Source organism: Porphyrobacter sp. THAI-01a (assembly GCF_056868655.1).
The window spans coordinates 2,429,847-2,448,140 of sequence record NZ_CP180579.1 but is presented as its reverse complement, the minus strand read 5'-3'; the positions used below and the strand labels follow the sequence as shown (position 1 = coordinate 2,448,140).

Below are 18,294 nucleotides of genomic sequence, written 5' to 3'. Positions count from 1 at the left end.
TCGAGCTCGTCGGCGTCAGCCATCGCTGTCGTCCTTCTTGGCGGCGGCGACATCGCCGGTCGCGTCGGCCGCCGGAGCGGCAGGAGCCGCCTGCTGGCCGCCGCCGCGCGAGTGGACATAGGCCGCGAGCATCTTGATCGTGACCGGATCGAGCCTGCCCTTCCACGCCGGCATCACGCCGTGGCGGGGGGCGAGGATCTGCTTCCTCACATCGGCCTCGGTGCCGCCGAACAGCCAGATCGCGTCATTGAGCGCAGGCGCGCCCATCGCCGCCATCCCTTCGCCCGACGCGCCGTGGCAGGCCGCGCAATTGTCGGCGAAGGCCTGTGCGCCGGCGGGGCTCGACTTGCCCTTGCCCGACAACGAGAGGACGTGGCCGGACAGCGCCTTGACCTGCGCGGCGTCGAACATGCCCTCGAAGGCGGGCATGAAGTTCGTCCGGGTCTCGTCGGCGCCCTCCCAGCGGATGCCGTGGGTGAGGGTGTATTCGATCTCGGTCAGGGTGCCGCCCCAGATCCAGTCGTCGTCGTTGAGGTTGGGGTAGCCCGGCGATCCTGCCGCACCCGCGCCGTGGCACTGGACGCAGTTGACCTTGAAGGCCGCAGCCCCACCCGCGACCGCCGCCTGCATCAGCGCAGGGTCTGCGGCGAGCGCCTCGATATCGGTCGCGGCGATCTTCGCCACGGTGTCCGCCCGCGCGGCTTCGGCGGCGGTCATCTCCTTCTGGAGATCGCCGCGGCTCGACCAGCCAAGCGTGCCCTCGGTCGCGCTGTCGATCATCGGCCAGGCGGGATAGAGCACCACGTAGACGAGGCTGAAGGCGATCGTCGCGTAGAAGGTGTAGAGCCACCAGCGCGGCAGGGGCGTGTTGAGTTCCTCGATGCCGTCCCATTCGTGGCCGACGAATTCGGTGCCGGTGGGCTCGTCGATGCGCTTAGTCATGGTCGTCTTCCCTGAAAATCGAGTGCTTGGCATCGGCCACGTAGCGCCGGGCGCCCGGGCGGAAGTGCCACAGGCACAAGGTGAGATAGAGCGCGAAGATCACCGCGAGGCCGTAGCTGTCGGCGGCGTGGCGCAGGGTGTCGTAGAGGCTCACCGCCCCTGCTCCTTGGTCAGCACTTCCTGCGCGGCGGCGCTGTTCACGTCGACCAGCGTGCCGAGCATCTGCATGTAGGCGACCAGCGCATCCATCTCGGTGACGCGCTTGGGATCGCCGTCGAAATCGCGGATCTGCGCCTTGGGGTAGCGGGCGGCGAGATCGCCGGCATCGGCCTCGGGATTGGCCTGGGCCATCAGGTCGGCCTCGGCCTTCTCGATGTCGGCGTCGGAATAGGGCACGCCCACCCGCCGCAAGGCGGTGAGGTTGGCGGCCGGATCGGCGACCTTCAGCGGGGTTTCGGCAAGGAAGGCATAGCTCGGCATGATGCTCTCGGGCACCACCGAGCGGGGCGCCTTCAGGTGCTGGACGTGCCAGGCATCCGAATAGCGCCCGCCGACCCGCGCGAGGTCCGGCCCGGTGCGCTTCGATCCCCACTGAAAGGGGTGATCGTACATCGATTCCGCAGCGAGGCTGTAATGGCCGTAGCGTTCGACCTCGTCGCGGAACGGCCGGATCATCTGGCTGTGGCAGACGTAGCAGCCTTCGCGGATGTAGATGTCCCGGCCCGCCTGTTCGAGCGGGGTGTAGGGGCGCATCCCCTCGACCTTCTCGATCGTGTTGTCGATCCAGAAGAGGGGCGCGATCTCGACGATCCCGCCGACCGCGACGACCGCAAGGGTCACGGCGGCGAGCAGGGTGACGTTCTTCTCGAGCTTCTTGTGGCTCTCGAAGACCTCGGAGTGGGCGGCGTTCTTGCTCATGTTCGCTTATCCTTCTCGCGCCTTATTCGGCGGGCTCGGCTTGCGGCTGGGGGAGGATCGGGCGGTCGGCGGCCTCGTCGTGCGCGGTGTCGCCCATCGGGGCTTCCTCGCGCAGCTTGCCGGCGATGGTCATGCCGATGTTGAAGGCCATGATCCCGGCTCCGGCGAGATACATCAGGCCGCCCACCATGCGCAGGATGTACATCGGGTGGAGCGCCGCGACGGTGTCGACGAAGCTGTTCACCAGGTAGCCGTCGGCCCCGTATTCGCGCCACATCAGGCCCTGGGTGATCCCCGCCACCCACATCGAGGAGGCGTAGAAGACGATCCCGAGGGTCGCGAGCCAGAAGTGCCAGTTGATCATCCGCAGGCTGTAAAGCCGCTCGCGGTTCCACAGGCGCGGGGCGAGGTAGTAGACGCAGGCGAAGGTGATCATCCCGTTCCACCCCAGCGCGCCGGAGTGCACGTGGCCGATCGTCCAGTCGGTGTAGTGCGACAGCGAGTTCACCGCCTTGATCGACATGAGCGGCCCCTCGAAGGTGCTCATCCCGTAGAAGGCGAGCGCGAGGACCATCATGCGGATGATCGGGTCGGTGCGCACCTTGTCCCACGCGCCGTTGAGGGTCATCAGGCCGTTGATCATCCCGCCCCAGCTCGGCATCCACAGCATCACCGAGAACACCATGCCCAGCGTCTGCGCCCAGTCGGGCAGCGCGGTGTAGTGGAGGTGGTGCGGGCCCGCCCAGATGTAGAGGAAGATCAGCGACCAGAAGTGGATGATCGACAGGCGGTAGGAATAGACCGGCCGCCCGGCCTGCTTGGGCACGAAGTAGTACATCATCGCGAGGAAGCCCGCAGTCAGGAAGAAGCCGACCGCGTTGTGGCCGTACCACCACTGGGTCAGCGCATCCTGCACGCCCGCGAAGGCGGAGTAGCTCTTGGCGCCCAGCAGGCTCACCGGCAGCGCGAGGTTGTTGACCACGTGCAGCATCGCGATGGTCACGATGAAGGCGAGGTAGAACCAGTTGGCGACGTAGATGTGGGGCTCGTGCCGGCGCAGGATGGTGCCGACGAAGACCGCCAGATAGGCCAGCCACACGATCGTCAGCCACAGGTCGACATACCATTCGGGCTCGGCATACTCCTTGCCTTGGCTGATGCCGAACAGGTAGCCGGTCGCGGCCAGCACGATGAACAGCTGGTAGCCCCAGAACACGAAGCGCGCGACGCCCGGCAGCGCGAGCGTCGTGCGGCAGGTGCGCTGGACGACGTAGAAGCTGGTGGCGAGTAGCGCGTTGCCCCCGAAGGCGAAGATCACCGCGCTGGTGTGCAGCGGGCGCACCCGGCCGAAGTTGAGCCACGGCTCGATGTTGAGCCAGGGGAAGGCCATCTGCGCGGCGATGAACACGCCCGCGAGCAGGCCGGCGATGCCCCAGAACATCGTCGCGATCACGCCCCAGCGGATCACGTCGTCGTCATAGCGGCCCGGCCCGGGAGGCATCCGGAAGATGCTCTGGGCGCGGGCCAGCGGGTCGTAGCTGGTCGCCGTGGCGATGATGAGGATCACCGCGACCAGCGCGACGATGCCGAGGTGGATGGCAAATCCGCTGTCCGCGGTAAGCGCAAGCCCTGCGATGCTGGCGAGCAGGACAAGCGCCCATACTCCCAGCCGCCTAACGACTGTTTCCATGTTGATTAATCCCTTCCGACGGCCGCCGCTTTAGCGTGCCACCCCATTCCTAGTGTTTGACGGAGATCAAAAACCGGTCCGCTTTTTTCGCGTCATTCCATCTGGACGCGGGTGCGCCCGGCCATTTTCGCGAGCGCGCCGATGTCGGACAATCGTACTTTGGACCGCCCCTCGGTCTCGACCAGACCCGCCTCGCGCAGTTCGGTGAGCTGGCGGCTGACGGTCTCGATCGTGAGCCCGAGCGAATCGCCGATGTCGCGGCGGCTCATCGGCAGCACGAAGTCGCAGGCGCCCGCAGTCGCCCCCGTCAGCCGTTCGGCCATCGAGACGAGGAAATCGGCGATCCGCGCGGCGGCGGACTTGTGCCCCATCTGCATCATCCGGGTGCGCGAGCGGTGCAGCGCCTGGAGCGAGCGCGACAGGACCGAGCGCAGCACCGCCGGATCGCCCTGGGCAACGTCGAGGAAGCGGTCGGCGGGGAAGATCGCGAGCTCGCAATCGGCGAGCGCGACGAGGCGGAAATCGCCGTCCGACTGGCGCAGCACCGAGACGAGATCGCCGGCGAAGTGGAAGGCCAGCACCTGTCCGCCCGGCGCGCCGCCGCCATGGGCGGCGACCAGCTTGGCCGAGCCCGAGGCGATCCACACCAGCCGGTCCTCTTGCGGGTCGGGCGCAAGCTCCTGCCCGCGCGCCAGATGCGCCGCCGTGCCCAGCGCGCAGAGCCGGCCTGCGGTCGGCCCGTCGCCCGTTCCGGCCGGCAGCGCGGCGCGGAATGCGGCCAGCTGCGGGCCGGCAGGCGTCGAGGCAGGCGGGGGGCTGAGTGTCGCCATGATGGATGCGGCAATGGGCCGGGCCGCGCAATTGGTCTTTGATCGGGATCAATGAGGCGGCGCGGCGGCGCGGTTTATCCGGCGCCCACAGGCAGCAACCATCCTGGGCCGCGGAGGGCGGCCACTGCTGCCGATGAGGACATATAAAATGAAGAAATTCCTGATGCTTGGCGGCGCCGCGGTGGCGCTTGCCGCGACCCCTGCGATGGCGCAGGCGGATACCGACCGGGCCGGCGACGTGCAGATCAAGGTGCTCGGCACCGCGGTGCTGCCCGACGGCAAGATCACCGACATCAACGTCAACCTGCCGGGCCTGCCGGCGACCTTGCAGACCAAGGCCAACGACAATGTCGTGCCGACGCTGGCGATCGAATACTTCCTGAGCAACAACGTCTCGATCGAGACCATTGCCGGGACCACCCAGCACGATGTCGACACGGTCGCGGGGATCCCGGCCGGGGCCGAGCTCGTCTCGGACGCGCTGCTGCTGCCCGCCACGGTGACCGCCAAGTATCACTTCGATCTGGGCGGGGTGAAGCCCTATGTCGGGGCGGGGGTCGCCTATTTCATGTGGCTCAAGGACGATCCGGGCGCCGCGACCCTGCCGCTGGGCGTGACCGAGACCAACCTCTCGGACGAATTCGGCGTGGCGCTGCAGGCCGGCTTCGACGTGCCGGTGAACGACAAGGGCCTCGGCATCAGCGTCGACGTGAAGCGGTACTTCATCGACACCACCGCGCAGTGGTTCGTGGGCAACACGCTGGCGATCGAGACCGAGCACAAGCTCGACCCCTGGGTGATCAGCGCCGGTATCAGCTACCGCTTCTGAGATTGCCGTTCAGGCGAGGAACCCCGTCAGCCGTGCGGCTGGCGGGGTTTCGCTTGCCTGCCGCAGGCCCCTCCCGGTGCGCCTTGCTGCCACCGGCCTAAGACCTTTGTCTGACAGCGCCCGGCGTGTAGTCTGGGCTAGAGTAGGGCAGAGTAAGGGAGAGTCGATATGATCCACGCCGTCGAGCGGCCCAAGGCCCACACCCCCACCCACTGCACGCCCGAACAGTACGATGCGCTCTACCGCGCCTCGGTGGAAACGCCCGACGCCTTCTGGCTGGAACAGGCAAAGCGGCTGGACTGGGTCAAGGCGCCGACGGTCGGCGGTGACTGGGCCTATGATCCGGTGGCGATCAGGTGGTTCGAGGACGGCACCCTCAACCTGTGCCACAACGCCGTCGACCGCCACCTGCCGCACCATGCCGACCGTGTTGCGCTAATCTTCGAGCCCGACGATCCGGCCGCCGGAAGCCGCACGCTCACCTATGGCGAACTCCACCGCGAGGTCCTGCGCATGGCCAATGCGCTGAAAGCCCTCGGGGTGTCGCGGGGCGACCGGGTGACGCTCTACCTGCCGATGATCCTCGAAGGCGTCGTCGCGATGCTCGCCTGCGCGCGGCTGGGTGCGGTGCATTCGGTGGTGTTCGGCGGCTTCTCGCCCGAGGCGCTTGCCGGAAGGATCGAGGACTGCGGCAGCCGCTTCGTCGTCACCGCCGACGAGGGGCTGAGGGGCGGGAAGCACGTGCCGCTCAAGGCCAATGTCGATGCCGCGCTCGGCCTTGCGGCGCACGTGACCGATGTCGCGGGGGTGCTGGTGGTCCGCCACACCGGCGGGGCGATCACGATGCAGGAGGGCCGCGACCACTGGCTCGACGACCTCGCCAGCGATGCCGATGTGCCCTGCGAGGAAATGGGCGCGGAAGACCCGCTGTTCATCCTCTACACGAGCGGATCGACCGGCAAGCCCAAGGGCGTGCTCCACACCACCGGCGGCTACGGCGTGTGGACTGCGACCACCTTCCACTACATCTTCGACTACCAGCCCGGCGAGGTGTTCTGGTGCACCGCCGACATAGGCTGGGTGACGGGTCATAGCTATGTCGTCTACGGGCCGTTGATCAACGGTGCGACGGCGGTTGTCTTCGAAGGGGTGCCCAATTACCCCGATCACGGGCGCTTCTGGGACGTGGTCGACAAGCACGCCGTCAACATCATCTACACCGCCCCCACCGCGATCCGCGCCCTGATGCGCGAGGGCGATCATCACGTGACAAGCCGCTCGCGCGCCTCGCTGCGCCTGCTCGGCAGCGTCGGCGAGCCGATCAACCCGGAAGCCTGGCGCTGGTATTTCGACGTCGTGGGCGAGGGCCGCTGCCCTGTGATCGACACCTGGTGGCAGACCGAAACCGGCGGCTGCATGATCACCACGCTTCCCGGCGCGCATGACATGAAGCCGGGGAGCGCAGGCCTCCCCTTCTTCGGCATCCGCCCGCAACTCGTTGATAACGAAGGCGCAGTGCTCGAAGGTGCGACCGAGGGGAACCTGTGCATCACGCACAGCTGGCCGGGCCAGGCGCGCACCGTCTACGGCGATCACGACCGTTTCGTGCAGACCTATTTCAGCACCTATGCCGGCAAGTACTTCACCGGCGACGGCTGCAAGCGCGACGAGGACGGCTACTACTGGATCACGGGCCGGGTCGATGACGTCATCAACGTCTCTGGCCACCGCATGGGCACGGCAGAAGTCGAGAGCGCGCTGGTGCTCCACCCCAAGGTCGCAGAGAGCGCGGTGGTGGGCTATCCGCACGATCTCAAGGGGCAGGGCATCTATTGCTACGTCACCCTCAACGCCGGCGAGGAAGGCACCGATGCGCTGCTCGCCGAGTTGAAGGCGCACGTGCGCAAGGAAATCGGCCCGATCGCCACTCCGGATGTGATCCACTTCACCGACGGGTTGCCCAAGACCCGCTCGGGCAAGATCATGCGCCGCATCCTCAGGAAGATCGCCGAGAACGAGTTCGGCTCGCTCGGCGACACCTCGACCCTCGCCGATCCCTCGCTGGTCGACCGCCTGATCGAGGGGCGGCAGAACCGCTAGGGCTTACTGGTCGATATTGCGGCGGAAGGTCTCGGGCAGCAGCACGAGACCGACCGCCACAGTCAGGGCGCAGACGATGATCGGGTACCACAGGCCCGAATAGATATCCCCCGTCGCGGCGACGATGGCGAAGGCGGTGGTCGGCAGGAAGCCGCCGAACCAGCCGTTGCCGATGTGGTAGGGCAGGCTCATCGCGGTGTAGCGGATGCGGGTCGGGAACAGCTCGACCAGAAGCGCGGCGATCGGGCCGTAGACCATCGTCACCAGCAGCACGAGCCAGGTCAGCACCGCGATCACCAGCGGGGTATCGATCGCTTCGGGATCGGCCCTCGCCGGATAGCCCGCCCCCGCGAGCGCCGCCTTTACCTCGTTCTGGAAGGCGGTGATCGCGGCCTTGCGGTCCTCGCCCGTGACCTTCGCCGGATCGGGCGCGGTGAAGGTCCGGCTGCCGATCCTGACCTCGGCGATGCTGCCTGCGGGCGCCTCGATCCGCGTGTAGCTCACGCCGCTCTTCGCCAGATAGGCCTTGGCGATGTCGCAGCTGCGCGCGTCGAAGCGGTTGCGGCCGACGGGATCGAACTGCACCGAGCAGTCCGCATCGTTCACGACCACGCTCACCGGCGCCGCCCGCTGCGCCCGCGCCAGCGCGGGGTTGGCCGCCTCGGTCAGGAGGTGGAAGGCGGGGAAATAGCTCAGCGCGGCCAGCGCGCAGCCGGCGAGGATGATCGGCTTTCTCCCGATCCGGTCCGACAGCCAGCCGAAGAATATGAAGAAGGGCGTGCCCAGCGCGAGCGCCACCGCGATCAGGATGTTGGCGCTCGCGCCGTCGACCATCAGCATCTTCTCGAGGAAGAACAGCGCGTAGAACTGCCCCGTGTACCACACCACCGCCTGCCCGGCGACCGCGCCGAGCAGCGCAACCAGCGCCACCCTGCCGTTCTTCCAGTTGCCGAAAGCCTCGGAAATCGGGGCTTTCGACGCGGTGCCTTCCTCCTTCATCTTCCGGAAGACCGGGCTTTCCTGAAGCTGCATCCGGATCCACAGCGAGACCCCGAGCAGGAGCGCGGAGATCAGGAAGGGCACGCGCCAGCCCCAGTCCGCGAAGGCCTCCTCGCCGATCAGGGTGCGGGTGCCGATCACCACCAGCAGCGCCGCGAACAGGCCGAGCGTCGCGGTGGTCTGGATGAAGCTGGTGTAGAGCCCGCGCCGCCCATCGGGCGCGTGCTCGGCGACATAGGTCGCAGCGCCCCCGTATTCGCCGCCCAGCGCAAGGCCCTGCACGAGGCGCAGGCCCACCAGCATGACCGGTGCCGCCACGCCGATGCTGGCATAGGAGGGCAGCAGGCCGACGGTGAAGGTCGCCGCGCCCATCAGGCCCATCGTCACCAAGAAGGTGTATTTGCGCCCGACGAGATCGCCCAGTCGCCCGAACACCAGCGCGCCGAAGGGCCGCACCGCAAAGCCCGCCGCGAAGGCCGCGAGCGCGAAGATGAAGCCGGTGGTCTCGTTCACGCCCGAGAAGAACTGCGCCGAGATCACCGTGGCGAGCAGGCCGTAGAGGTAGAAATCGTACCATTCGAACACCGTGCCCAGCGACGAGGCGAGGATCACGCGCTTCTCGGTCGCGGTGGCGGCATGGTGCTTGGGCAGGGTGTCCGCGCTGCCGTGCCTCGAGGTCGTTATGGTCTGTCTCCCGCGCAGGTGCCTCGGGCGCACCATGCCCACCGCCATGGCGCTTGCAAAGCCCCCACTGCGATCCTGGCGTGCGCGGTTACTCGGCGGCGGCGAAGGTGAAGCGGAGGTCGGGCGTCTCGATCACCAGCTGGCGTCCGTCGAGCGTGAGGGTGAAGCGCGTCGCCTCGGCAAGCCCTGCGCCGAGCTGGTCGCCGAAGCTGGGGGCGGGACAGAGCATGCGTGTCGAGGCGACCGGGCCGATGTCGATGCTGCCCGCCCCGTTCGCGGGCATGCCCGCCGTCCAGGTGCCGCGGCCGCGGTTGCAGTCGAGCTGCGCCGCCAGTTCGCCGCCGTCGCGGAAGGCAAGGGTGTGGCGGCGTTGCAGCGCCGGGGTGAGGGTGGTGGTGCTGCCCGCGGTGTCGATCGTGGTAAGCTGCCACTCGGTCCCGGCGAGCGGGTGCGTGTCGGGGATGGTCACGCAGCCTCCCAAGGACAGCGTTGCGGTGGCGGCGACGATGGCGGCGATGGCGCGATGCATGTTCCGGCGAACTCCCCTGTGGCTTGCCCGCCGGATGATAGCGCGCGATCCTGAACGCAGGCAATCCGGCACGCGCGCCCCGCAAACGCAAGAAAGCCGCCGGAGCGTGAACTCCGGCGGCTTTCGAAAAGCGTGATGTTCGCGGCGATCAGGCCTCGCGGGTGCCCGACAGCGGCATCGCGCCGAAGGCGCCGGCGTTGACCGAACCGGTCAGGGTGTCGCCGTCGATGGTCGCTTCGCAGTCGAGCGTCATCGGCATGGGCACGACCATGTTCATCTTCCACTTGATGGTGTTGCCCTCGACGGTGCCGTCGTTGATGTCCATCGAGCCGAGGCTGCCGACCAGCGAGCCGGTGAAGGTGTCGCCGTCGGGATTCACGGTGAGGGTGCCGGTCTGGTCGCCCATCGGGCTCTTGACGACGGTCTTGTAGGTTCCTGCAACAGACATGATCCAACTCCTTTGTTCAGTGCGGACCATCGGCGACCCGTCACTTCCGGCTGCGTTGCTTACAACAATGTCAGCGCGCTTCAACCGGATTCCGGTCGAGGCGCGCCGGCATTCTCCTACTCCCCTTCCATCTCGCGCTGCTCGACCGGCAGGCCGAGCGGATCGAGCTGGGCGCGCACCTTGCTGGCATCGCCGACCACCACCCACACGAACTTGTCCATGTCGATCGCCTTCCGTGCGGCCGCATTGAGGCTTTCGGTGGTCTGCGCGCGGTAAAGCCCCGCGAGCGTCTCCTGGTAGTTGTCGGGACGGCCGAACAGGGCGTTGCCCTGCATCGCGCCGAGCACCGCGGGCGAGGTCTCGAACCGGCCCGGCAGCGCGCCGATGTCGTTCGCCCGGTAGCGGTCGAGCTCCTCGGCGGTGATGCCCTTGTCGGTCAGGAACTCCTTGGTCTCGCGGATCATCTCGGCGAGCGAATCCCCGGTGCGGTCGGCCTGGACCCCGCCCGAGATGCCGTAGATCACCGCGTTCTCCCGCGCCTGCGCGCCGCCGCGCACGCCGTAGCTCCAGCCCTTGGTCTCGCGCAGGTTCATGTTGAGCCGCGCGAGGAAGTTGCCGCCCAGCGCGTTGTTGGCGCTGGTGAAGTCGACGAAGGCCGGATCGCCCGCGTCGAGCGGGGTGACCTGCGCGCCGAAGATGAAGCTCTGCGGCGAATTCGGACGGTTGACGAGGATGATGCGCCCGCCGGCACCTGCCTGTTTCGCCTCGACCTGCTTGGTGCCCTTGGGCGTTTTCGGCGCCTTCCAGTCGCCGAAAGCGGTGTTCAGCGCGGCGACGACTTCGGCCAGCGGCTTGTCGGAGATGACGAAGATCTCGCCGTTGTCCGGGCGGATCCAGCGATCCTTGAAGCCGATCAGGTCGTCGCGGGTGATGCTGCCGACGCTGGCGACCGTGCTCACCCCGCCATAGGCGCTGGCGGCGCCGAACAGCTCGGGGGTGAGGGTGCGCTGGGCGATGCCCTGCGGCGATTTCATCGCCTGCTGGATGCCGGTGATGGTCTGGTTGCGCACGCGTTCCAGGTCTTCGGGGTTGAAGGCCGGCTCGCGCACGATCTGGCGCATCAGGTCGAGGCTGGGGGCGAGGTTGGCCGACAGCGCCGCAAGAGTGAAGGTCGACCGGTCGTCGCCTCCGCCCACAGAGACGCTCGCGCCGAGCCGCTCGCCGGCTTCGGCGATCTGCTGCGCGGTGAGGTTCTTCGTCCCCTCGTCGAACAGCGCCATCGTCAGCCCCTCCAGCCCGCGCTTGTCGAGCGGATCGGCCGCGCCGCCGGCGTTGAAGGCCATCGCCACCCAGGTCGCCGGCACCGCGGTGCGGCGGGCGTAGGTGACCTTCATCCCGTTCTTGAGCGTCGCGCGCTCCACATCGGGGAAATCGAGCGCGGCGATGGTGTCGATCGGCGGCTTGGGGCGCTCGACGGAGACGCTGATCGTCTCGGACGCGCGGTCGCGCTCGGAGGCGTTCTCCCCGTCGGCCTTGACCGAGGCGGCTTCCTCGTAGCTCGCATCGCGCGCGCCCGGTTCGAGCACCACGGTCAGCGCCGGACGGGTCATCCACCGGCCCATCGCCGCCTTGACGTCGGCCGGGGTGATCTTGGCGAGCGCATCGAACTCGCGGGCGTAGAAATCGGGATCGCCGGCCAGCACCTTGCCCTCGGCAAGGGTCTGGGCCTTGCCGGTGAAGCCGCCGACCTGTTCGAGCCCGCGGATCGTGCGGGCAAGGTTGCTGGTCACCGCGCGGCGCACCTCGTCCTCGGTCGGGCCTTCGGTGATGAGCTTGTTCATGACCGCGTCCATCCGCGCCTCGAGCGTGGCGATATCGACGCCCGGCTTGGCGACGGCCTCGACCTGGAGCCCGCCGACGCGCTGGAAGATCTCGGTGCCCGCCGATACGCTCACCGCCAGCTGCTCGTCACGCACCAGCACGTTGTCGAGGCGGCTGGAGGCGAGGCCGCCGAGGATCGCCGCACCGACGTCGAGCGCGATGCGGTCCTTGCCGGTGAGGCCCTCGACCGGCCAGTAACGGGTGACGCTGGTGGCCGCGACCTGGTCCTTGAAGGTCTTGCGCACCGGCTCGGCCAGCGTCGGGACTTCGGCCTGAGCGGGATTGTTCACCGGCCCGCGCGCGATGCTGCCGAAATACTTCTCAACCAGCGGCCGCGCCTCGGCCGCCGAAATGTCGCCGGCGAGCACGAGGGTCGCGTTGTTGGGGCCGTACTTGTCGCGGAACCACGCCTTCACGTCCTCCATCGAGGCGGCGTCGAGATCGGCCATCGAGCCGATCGTCGAATGGCGATAGGGGTGGCCCTCGGGGAACATGGTCTTGAGGACCTCGTAATAGACGAGCCCGCCCGGCTCGTTGTCGCCCTGGCGCTTCTCGTTCTGCACCACGCCGCGCTGGTTATCGAGCTTGCCCTGCGTCACGGCGCCGAGCAGGTAGCCCATGCGGTCGCTTTCCAGCCACAGCGCGCGTTCGAGCGCGGGGCGGGGCACGGTCTGGAAATAGTTGGTGCGGTCGAACCAGGTCGTGCCGTTGAAGTCGGTCGCGCCCATCTCGGCGAGATAGGCGAAATAGTCCTCGGGGGCGTTCTCCGAGCCGTTGAACATCAGGTGTTCGAACAGGTGGGCAAAGCCGGTCTTGCCCTTGGGCTCGTCCTTGGAGCCGACATTGTACCACACCGTCACATTGACCACCGGCGCCTTGCGGTCCTCGTGCACCAGCACGGTGAGGCCATTGGCGAGCTCGAACTGCTGGTAGGGGATCTTCACCTGGCTGACGAGCGTCGGCAGGTCGGCGGTCGCCTGCGGGGCGGCGGAGGCGGCGGCATGATTGTCGGCCAGCGCCGGCGAGAACGGGACGGCAAGCGCAAGGGCGAGCGCCGAAAGGCTGGCAGCAGCAAGGCGGTGGGTCATGAACGGGTCTCCGGTGGCAGGATCAGGCGAAATGAATGAAGGGCCGGTCAGCGCCGGTTGGTGACGATGCGGCGGACGCTGGCTTTCGCCAGCACATCCTCGCGCCAGAAGCGGACAGGCTTCAGCCGGTGATCGACGAACAGCCGCATCTGGTCGGTGTAATGCTTTGATTGCGGGCGACTCGAAGCCGCGCCGAAGGGCTGGACCGAGCGCGAGACGACGCGCTGCCCCGGCGCCCATTCGATCCACATGATGAAGCTGTCCCCGTGCTTGAGGCTGAGGCGCCCGTCGGTATCGACGTCCCATGTGGTCGAGGCGCGCAGGGTGTCCGAACCGCCGTCGAGCGGGAGGTCGATCCCGCCCTGCCGCAGCCGCAGCAGATCGCCCATCGGCGGATCAAGGCGGCCGAAATGGGTGGTGAGGTGATCGGCGGCGGCTTGCAGCTTCCCGGCCACGTCGGGGAAGGGCTTGTTGCCGTAGTCGGCGGACATGAAGTCGCGGATCATCAGCAGCGCGATCGCGTCGGCGCGGCCCTTGCCGTCGGCGTTGAAGTCCCACGCCAGGAGCAGGTCGCGCGCCTCGGCGAGCTTGCCCTCCGCTTTCAGCGCGGCGAGCCCCTCGAACAACCGCCCGACATAGCCTTCGCGCTCGTATCCGGTGTCGTACTTGATCGCCTCGAGCGTCGCCCGGTCGAGCACGCCCGCCTCCGACAGCAGCCTGTAGGCGCGGCGCGAGCGGTTGGTCTGCTTGAGCTCGATCCCGAGAAGGGGCGAGAAGGCCTGCGGGTCGAGGTCGCTCCCGGCACCTGCCGCGGTGAAGGGGGTGTTGTTCGAATTGTAGAGCCACCCGCTCGCCGGGTTCACGATCCGCGGCAGGGCCTTGTAGTCGACCGCGCCCTGCCAGATCAGGTCGCTGCGGTCGCCGGGCAGCACCGAGCGCCAGTCCGCTTCCACGCCTTCGGGCCGCGCGGGGATTGCGGCGTTGTAGACATAGGCGATGGTGCCCCCCTTGTCGGCATAGATGAAGTTGGTCGAGGGGATGGCGAGGCGCGACAGCTGCGCTTCCCACTCGGCGAAGCTTTTCGCCTTGTTGAGCCGATAATAGGCGTCGAGCTGCTCAAGCCTGCCGATCCCGCCGTAGCGGACCGCGAAGGCGCCCTTGTCGTTCCGGATCACCGGGCCGTGGACCGACCGCAGCACTTCGCGCCTGATCGGCAGGACGACGGGGCCCATCTTCACCGGCAGCGTCACCCACCGGCTTTCCAGATCGCGCCACTCCCCGTCGAGCCGGTAGCGGGTGCCGGTCTCGTCCAGTTCGAGCTGGTAGACGTCGATCATGTCGGGGGTGTTGACCGTGTTGGTCCACCCCAGATCCTCGTTGTGACCAAGGAAGGGGAAGGGCGAGCCCGGGAAGTTCGCACCCGCGAAATGCCAGCCCTCGCCGCTCTCGACGACCAGTTCGTACCATGCCACGCCGCCGCGCAGCGGCTGGTGAGAGTTGGAGACGAGGGTCGTCGTGCCGCCACCTTTCTGCGGGGCGACGGCGAAGGCGTTGGAGCCCATGTGTTCGGCATCCTCGCCCAGCGGCAGCACCATCCTGCGGGCCTGCTGCGGGGCGGGCGCGGGAGTCGGCCCGAGCGGGTCGGCCGCGGGCAGCGGCGGACGCGGGAAGCCGGGGATGTCGGGGCCGTGTTCGCGCCGCAATTCCTCGCCGGCCACCAGCGGGCCGATCACGCTGTCGAGCCCGAAGAAGAACGGCTGGCGCAGCGCGAAGCCCGCCGCCACGTCGACCCCTGCGACAGGGAACAGGTTGGCGAGTTTGACCTCGTCCGGATGCTCTGCGGCATACTGGTTGAGCCCCGCGGCATAGGCCTCGAACAGCGCGCGGGTGTCCTGCGGGAGCTTCGGATATTCCCGCTCCGCCGTGCCGCGCGCGTCGATCAGGTGGTAGACGTAATCGACCTTCGCGCCGTCCTCTCCCGCGATCGCGCCGTAGCGCCCGCGCGCCATCGCCACCACGTCCTGCAAGGTGAAGAAGTCGTCCTCGGCATGGGCGATGGCGACGCCATAGGCGGTGTCGGCGTCGGTCTTTCCGTAGATGTGCGGCACGCCCCATTCGTCGCGGACGATCTCGGCGGCATAGGTGCGGCCCTGCGCGGGCGCGGCGGCGCTGGCGAAGAAGGGTTCCCATGTGGCGAGCACCGCCACCGCGAGCACAAGCAGCCCCACCAGCGCAAACGCGCCGCGCTTCACCCAGACCATCACCGATTTCTCTCCCAAATCGCGCGGGCCTTCCTTCGCTTGGGAGCCCGGCGAGGTCAAGGCTCGCGCGGCATTTGCAAGCCCTCTTGCCATGCGCCTCGCAGGAACCCACCTAGTCGGCTAATACACCTGTGCAGGAAATTTGCGGCGGGGTCTTGTGTGGCCAAAGTGCAACACTATCTGCCGGGTGTAACCTTTGGAGGGGTTAGACGATCATGAATCTCGAGAAGTTCACCGACCGCGCGAAGGGCTTCCTGCAATCCGCGCAGACCGTCGCGATCCGCATGAACCACCAGCGCATCACCCCGCTGCACATCGCCAAGGCGCTGCTGGAAGACAGCGAGGGCATGGCCGCCGGGCTGATCCAGCGCGCCGGCGGGCAGGCCCCGCTGGCGGCGACCGCGGTCGATGCCGGGCTGTCGAAGATCCCGGCCGTGACCGGTTCGGGCGCGCAGGCGACCCCGGGGCTCGACAATGACGCGGTGCGGGTCCTCGACCAGGCCGAGCAGCTCGCCGACAAGGCGGGCGATTCCTATGTCACCGTCGAGCGGCTCCTGACCGCGCTGGCCCTGTCCCAGACCCCCGCCGGCGAGGCCCTGAAGGCCGCTGGCGTCACCCCGCAGGCGCTCAACACCGCGATCGAGCAGCTGCGCGGCGGCAAGCGCGCGGACAGCGCCGGGGCCGAGAGCACCTATGACGCGATGGAGAAGTTCGCCCGCGACCTCACCAAGGCCGCGCGCGAGGGCAAGCTCGACCCCGTCATCGGCCGCGACGAGGAGATCCGCCGGACCATCCAGATCCTCGCCCGCCGCACCAAGAACAACCCCGCCCTGATCGGCGAGCCCGGCACCGGCAAGACCGCGATTGCCGAGGGCCTTGCGCTGCGCATCGCCAATGGTGACGTGCCCGACAGCCTCAAGGGCCGCACCCTGATGAGCCTCGACATGGGCGCGCTCATCGCGGGCGCGAAGTATCGCGGCGAATTCGAGGAACGGCTCAAGTCCGTGCTGGACGAGGTCAAGCACGCCGAGGGGCAGATCATCCTGTTCATCGACGAGATGCACACCCTGATCGGGGCGGGCGCGTCCGAAGGCTCGATGGATGCCTCGAACCTGCTCAAGCCCGCCCTCTCGCGCGGCGAGCTGCACTGCATCGGCGCGACCACGCTCGACGAATACCAGAAATATGTCGAGAAGGACCCCGCGCTCCAGCGGCGGTTCCAGCCGGTCTACATCCAGGAGCCGAGCGTCGAGGACACGATCTCGATCCTGCGCGGGATCAAGGACAAGTACGAGCTGCACCACGGCGTGCGCATCACCGACGGCGCGATCGTCGCCGCGGCGAAGCTGTCCGACCGCTACATCCAGAACCGCTTCCTCCCCGACAAGGCCATCGACCTGATGGACGAGGCGGCGAGCCGAATCCGCATGGAGGTGGAGAGCAAGCCCGAGGAGATCGAGGCGCTCGACCGCAAGATCATCCAGCTCAAGATCGAGGAACAGGCGCTCCAGAAGGAAACCGATGCCAATTCCAAGGATCGCCTCGTCGCCCTGCGCGAGGATCTTGCCAATCTCGAACAGCAGTCCGCCGAACTGACGACCCGCTGGCAGAACGAGCGCGACAAGATCGCGGCGGAGGGGCGCCTCAAGGAGGCCCTCGACGCCGCGCGGCTCGAACTCGAACAGGCGCAGCGCGAGGGCGATCTGGCGAAGGCCGGTGAGCTTTCCTACGGGCGTATTCCCGAGCTGGAAAAGCAGCTTACCGAGGCGCAGGGCCAGGCCGCCAACGCCATGCTGCGCGAGGAGGTGACCGAGGAGGACATCGCCGGCGTCGTCAGCCGCTGGACGGGCGTTCCGGTCGACAAGATGATGGAAGGCGAGCGCGAGAAGCTGCTCGACATGGAGAACATCCTTGGGCGTCGGGTGATCGGGCAGTCGCAGGCGATCGAAGCGGTCTCCAAGGCCGTCCGCCGCGCGCGCGCCGGTCTTCAGGACCCGGGCCGTCCGCTCGGCTCCTTCCTGTTCCTCGGCCCCACGGGCGTCGGCAAGACCGAGCTGACGAAGGCGCTGGCCGGCTTCCTGTTCGACGACGACAGCGCGATGGTGCGCATCGACATGAGCGAGTTCATGGAGAAGCACGCCGTCGCCCGCCTGATCGGCGCGCCTCCGGGCTATGTCGGCTACGAGGAGGGCGGTGTGCTGACCGAGGCGGTGCGGCGCCGGCCCTATCAGGTGGTGCTGTTCGACGAGGTCGAGAAGGCGCACAGCGACGTCTTCAACGTGCTGCTCCAGGTGCTCGACGACGGACGCCTGACCGACGGGCAGGGCCGGGTGGTGGACTTCGCCAACACGCTGATCATCCTGACCAGCAACCTCGGCAGCCAGTATCTCGCCAACCTCCCTGACGGCGCTGAGGTCGCGACGGTCGAGAAGGACGTGATGGACGTGGTGCGCGGGCATTTCCGGCCCGAGTTCCTGAACCGCCTCGACGAGATCATCCTGTTCCACCGGCTCGGCCAGGAGCACATGGCGCCGATCGTCGAGATCCAGGTCAAGCGCGTCCAGAAGCTGCTCGCCGACCGCAAGATTACGCTCGACCTTACCGACGCCGCGCTGCGCTGGCTCGGGCGGGTCGGCTACGATCCGGTCTACGGCGCGCGGCCGCTGAAGCGCGCGGTGCAGCGTTACCTGCAGGACCCGCTGGCCGAGATGCTGCTCGAGGGCAGGCTCCCGGACGGTGCGACGCTGGTGATCGACGAGGGCGACGGCCAGCTGTCGATGACGATTCGCTGAGCACGGGCCTTCGGGCACTCCAAGGCCGGCGCAACTTTCTATCTCCGCCGCGTTTCAAACGTGAAGCGCGGCGGTTTGTTGCGTGCAAACCTTGTCACATTTTAAGATATGGAAAGTCACAATCGAACAAAATTGCCCGAATGGGCTCGCTCGTTGCCTGAATGTGGGATTAACGCAACACGCCCCGGAAAAGTGCGCCGCTGCGACGGGCCGCTTTGACATCAAACCTTCGCCATTGCACAAAAAGGTCACTGCGGGGACTGAATTGGGCAACCTTGTGCGCCTGCGCCAACCACTGGGGGC

Annotated in this window: 13 protein-coding genes; 3 read left to right on the top strand and 10 right to left on the bottom strand. The window is 67.7% G+C overall.

Going from position 1 to position 18,294, the window contains the following annotated elements:
• Nucleotides 1–15 precede the first annotated feature (15 nt).
• From ccoP to ACMX37_RS11810, 5 genes are all read right to left on the bottom strand, one after another.
• Nucleotides 16–942, bottom strand: a complete 927-nt coding sequence (gene ccoP, locus ACMX37_RS11830; RefSeq protein WP_483146118.1) for a cytochrome-c oxidase, cbb3-type subunit III — start codon at nt 940–942, stop codon at nt 16–18.
• Nucleotides 935–1,096 carry a cbb3-type cytochrome oxidase subunit 3 gene (locus ACMX37_RS11825; protein ID WP_483146117.1) on the bottom strand — a complete coding sequence of 54 codons (162 nt, stop codon included), beginning with the start codon at nt 1,094–1,096 and terminating at the stop codon, nt 935–937. Before ACMX37_RS11825 ends, ccoP begins: the two co-directional genes overlap by 8 nt.
• Entirely contained in the window at nt 1,093–1,860 is a 768-nt protein-coding gene (ccoO, locus tag ACMX37_RS11820) for a cytochrome-c oxidase, cbb3-type subunit II (protein WP_483146116.1), read from the bottom strand. The genes ACMX37_RS11825 and ccoO overlap by 4 nt, the downstream gene beginning before the upstream one ends.
• Before the next feature lie 22 nt (nt 1,861–1,882).
• Nucleotides 1,883–3,550 (bottom strand): cytochrome-c oxidase, cbb3-type subunit I, encoded by a 1,668-nt coding sequence (ccoN, locus tag ACMX37_RS11815; protein WP_483146115.1) that lies wholly within the window; start codon nt 3,548–3,550, stop codon nt 1,883–1,885.
• Nucleotides 3,551–3,642: 92 nt separating this feature from the next.
• A complete protein-coding gene (locus ACMX37_RS11810) occupies nt 3,643–4,380 on the bottom strand; it encodes a Crp/Fnr family transcriptional regulator (RefSeq protein ID WP_483146114.1) in 738 nt (245 codons plus the stop codon).
• Between the two features lie 148 nt (nt 4,381–4,528).
• Here ACMX37_RS11810 and ACMX37_RS11805 point away from each other — a divergent pair, with 148 nt between their 5' ends.
• Nucleotides 4,529–5,209: an OmpW/AlkL family protein gene (locus ACMX37_RS11805; protein WP_483146113.1), complete on the top strand. Its 681-nt coding sequence runs from the start codon at nt 4,529–4,531 to the stop codon at nt 5,207–5,209.
• A 168-nt stretch (nt 5,210–5,377) separates the two neighbouring features.
• Complete coding sequence (gene acs, locus ACMX37_RS11800; RefSeq protein WP_483146112.1) at nt 5,378–7,309, top strand: acetate--CoA ligase; 1,932 nt, start codon at nt 5,378–5,380, stop codon at nt 7,307–7,309.
• Nucleotides 7,310–7,312: 3 nt separating this feature from the next.
• Here the strand turns inward: acs and ACMX37_RS11795 are convergent, their stop codons facing one another.
• From ACMX37_RS11795 to ACMX37_RS11775, 5 genes are all read right to left on the bottom strand, one after another.
• A complete protein-coding gene (locus ACMX37_RS11795; RefSeq protein ID WP_483146111.1) occupies nt 7,313–9,028 on the bottom strand; it encodes an MFS transporter in 1,716 nt (571 codons plus the stop codon).
• Between the two features lie 52 nt (nt 9,029–9,080).
• Entirely contained in the window at nt 9,081–9,521 is a 441-nt protein-coding gene (locus ACMX37_RS11790; protein ID WP_483146110.1) for an META domain-containing protein, read from the bottom strand.
• A gap of 148 nt (nt 9,522–9,669) precedes the next feature.
• Nucleotides 9,670–9,969 (bottom strand): lipocalin/fatty acid-binding family protein, encoded by a 300-nt coding sequence (locus ACMX37_RS11785; RefSeq protein WP_088913565.1) that lies wholly within the window; start codon nt 9,967–9,969, stop codon nt 9,670–9,672.
• A gap of 116 nt (nt 9,970–10,085) precedes the next feature.
• Nucleotides 10,086–12,938 (bottom strand): M16 family metallopeptidase, encoded by a 2,853-nt coding sequence (locus tag ACMX37_RS11780; RefSeq protein ID WP_483146109.1) that lies wholly within the window; start codon nt 12,936–12,938, stop codon nt 10,086–10,088.
• Nucleotides 12,939–12,985: 47 nt separating this feature from the next.
• On the bottom strand, nt 12,986–15,199 hold the full coding sequence (locus tag ACMX37_RS11775) for an acylase (RefSeq protein ID WP_483148399.1): 2,214 nt from the start codon (nt 15,197–15,199) through the stop codon (nt 12,986–12,988).
• 215 nt (nt 15,200–15,414) lie between these two features.
• Between ACMX37_RS11775 and clpB the strand changes: the two genes are divergently transcribed.
• Nucleotides 15,415–17,991, top strand: coding sequence for an ATP-dependent chaperone ClpB (gene clpB / locus ACMX37_RS11770; protein ID WP_483146108.1), 2,577 nt, complete (start codon nt 15,415–15,417; stop codon nt 17,989–17,991).
• The last annotated feature ends 303 nt before the right edge of the window (nt 17,992–18,294 follow it).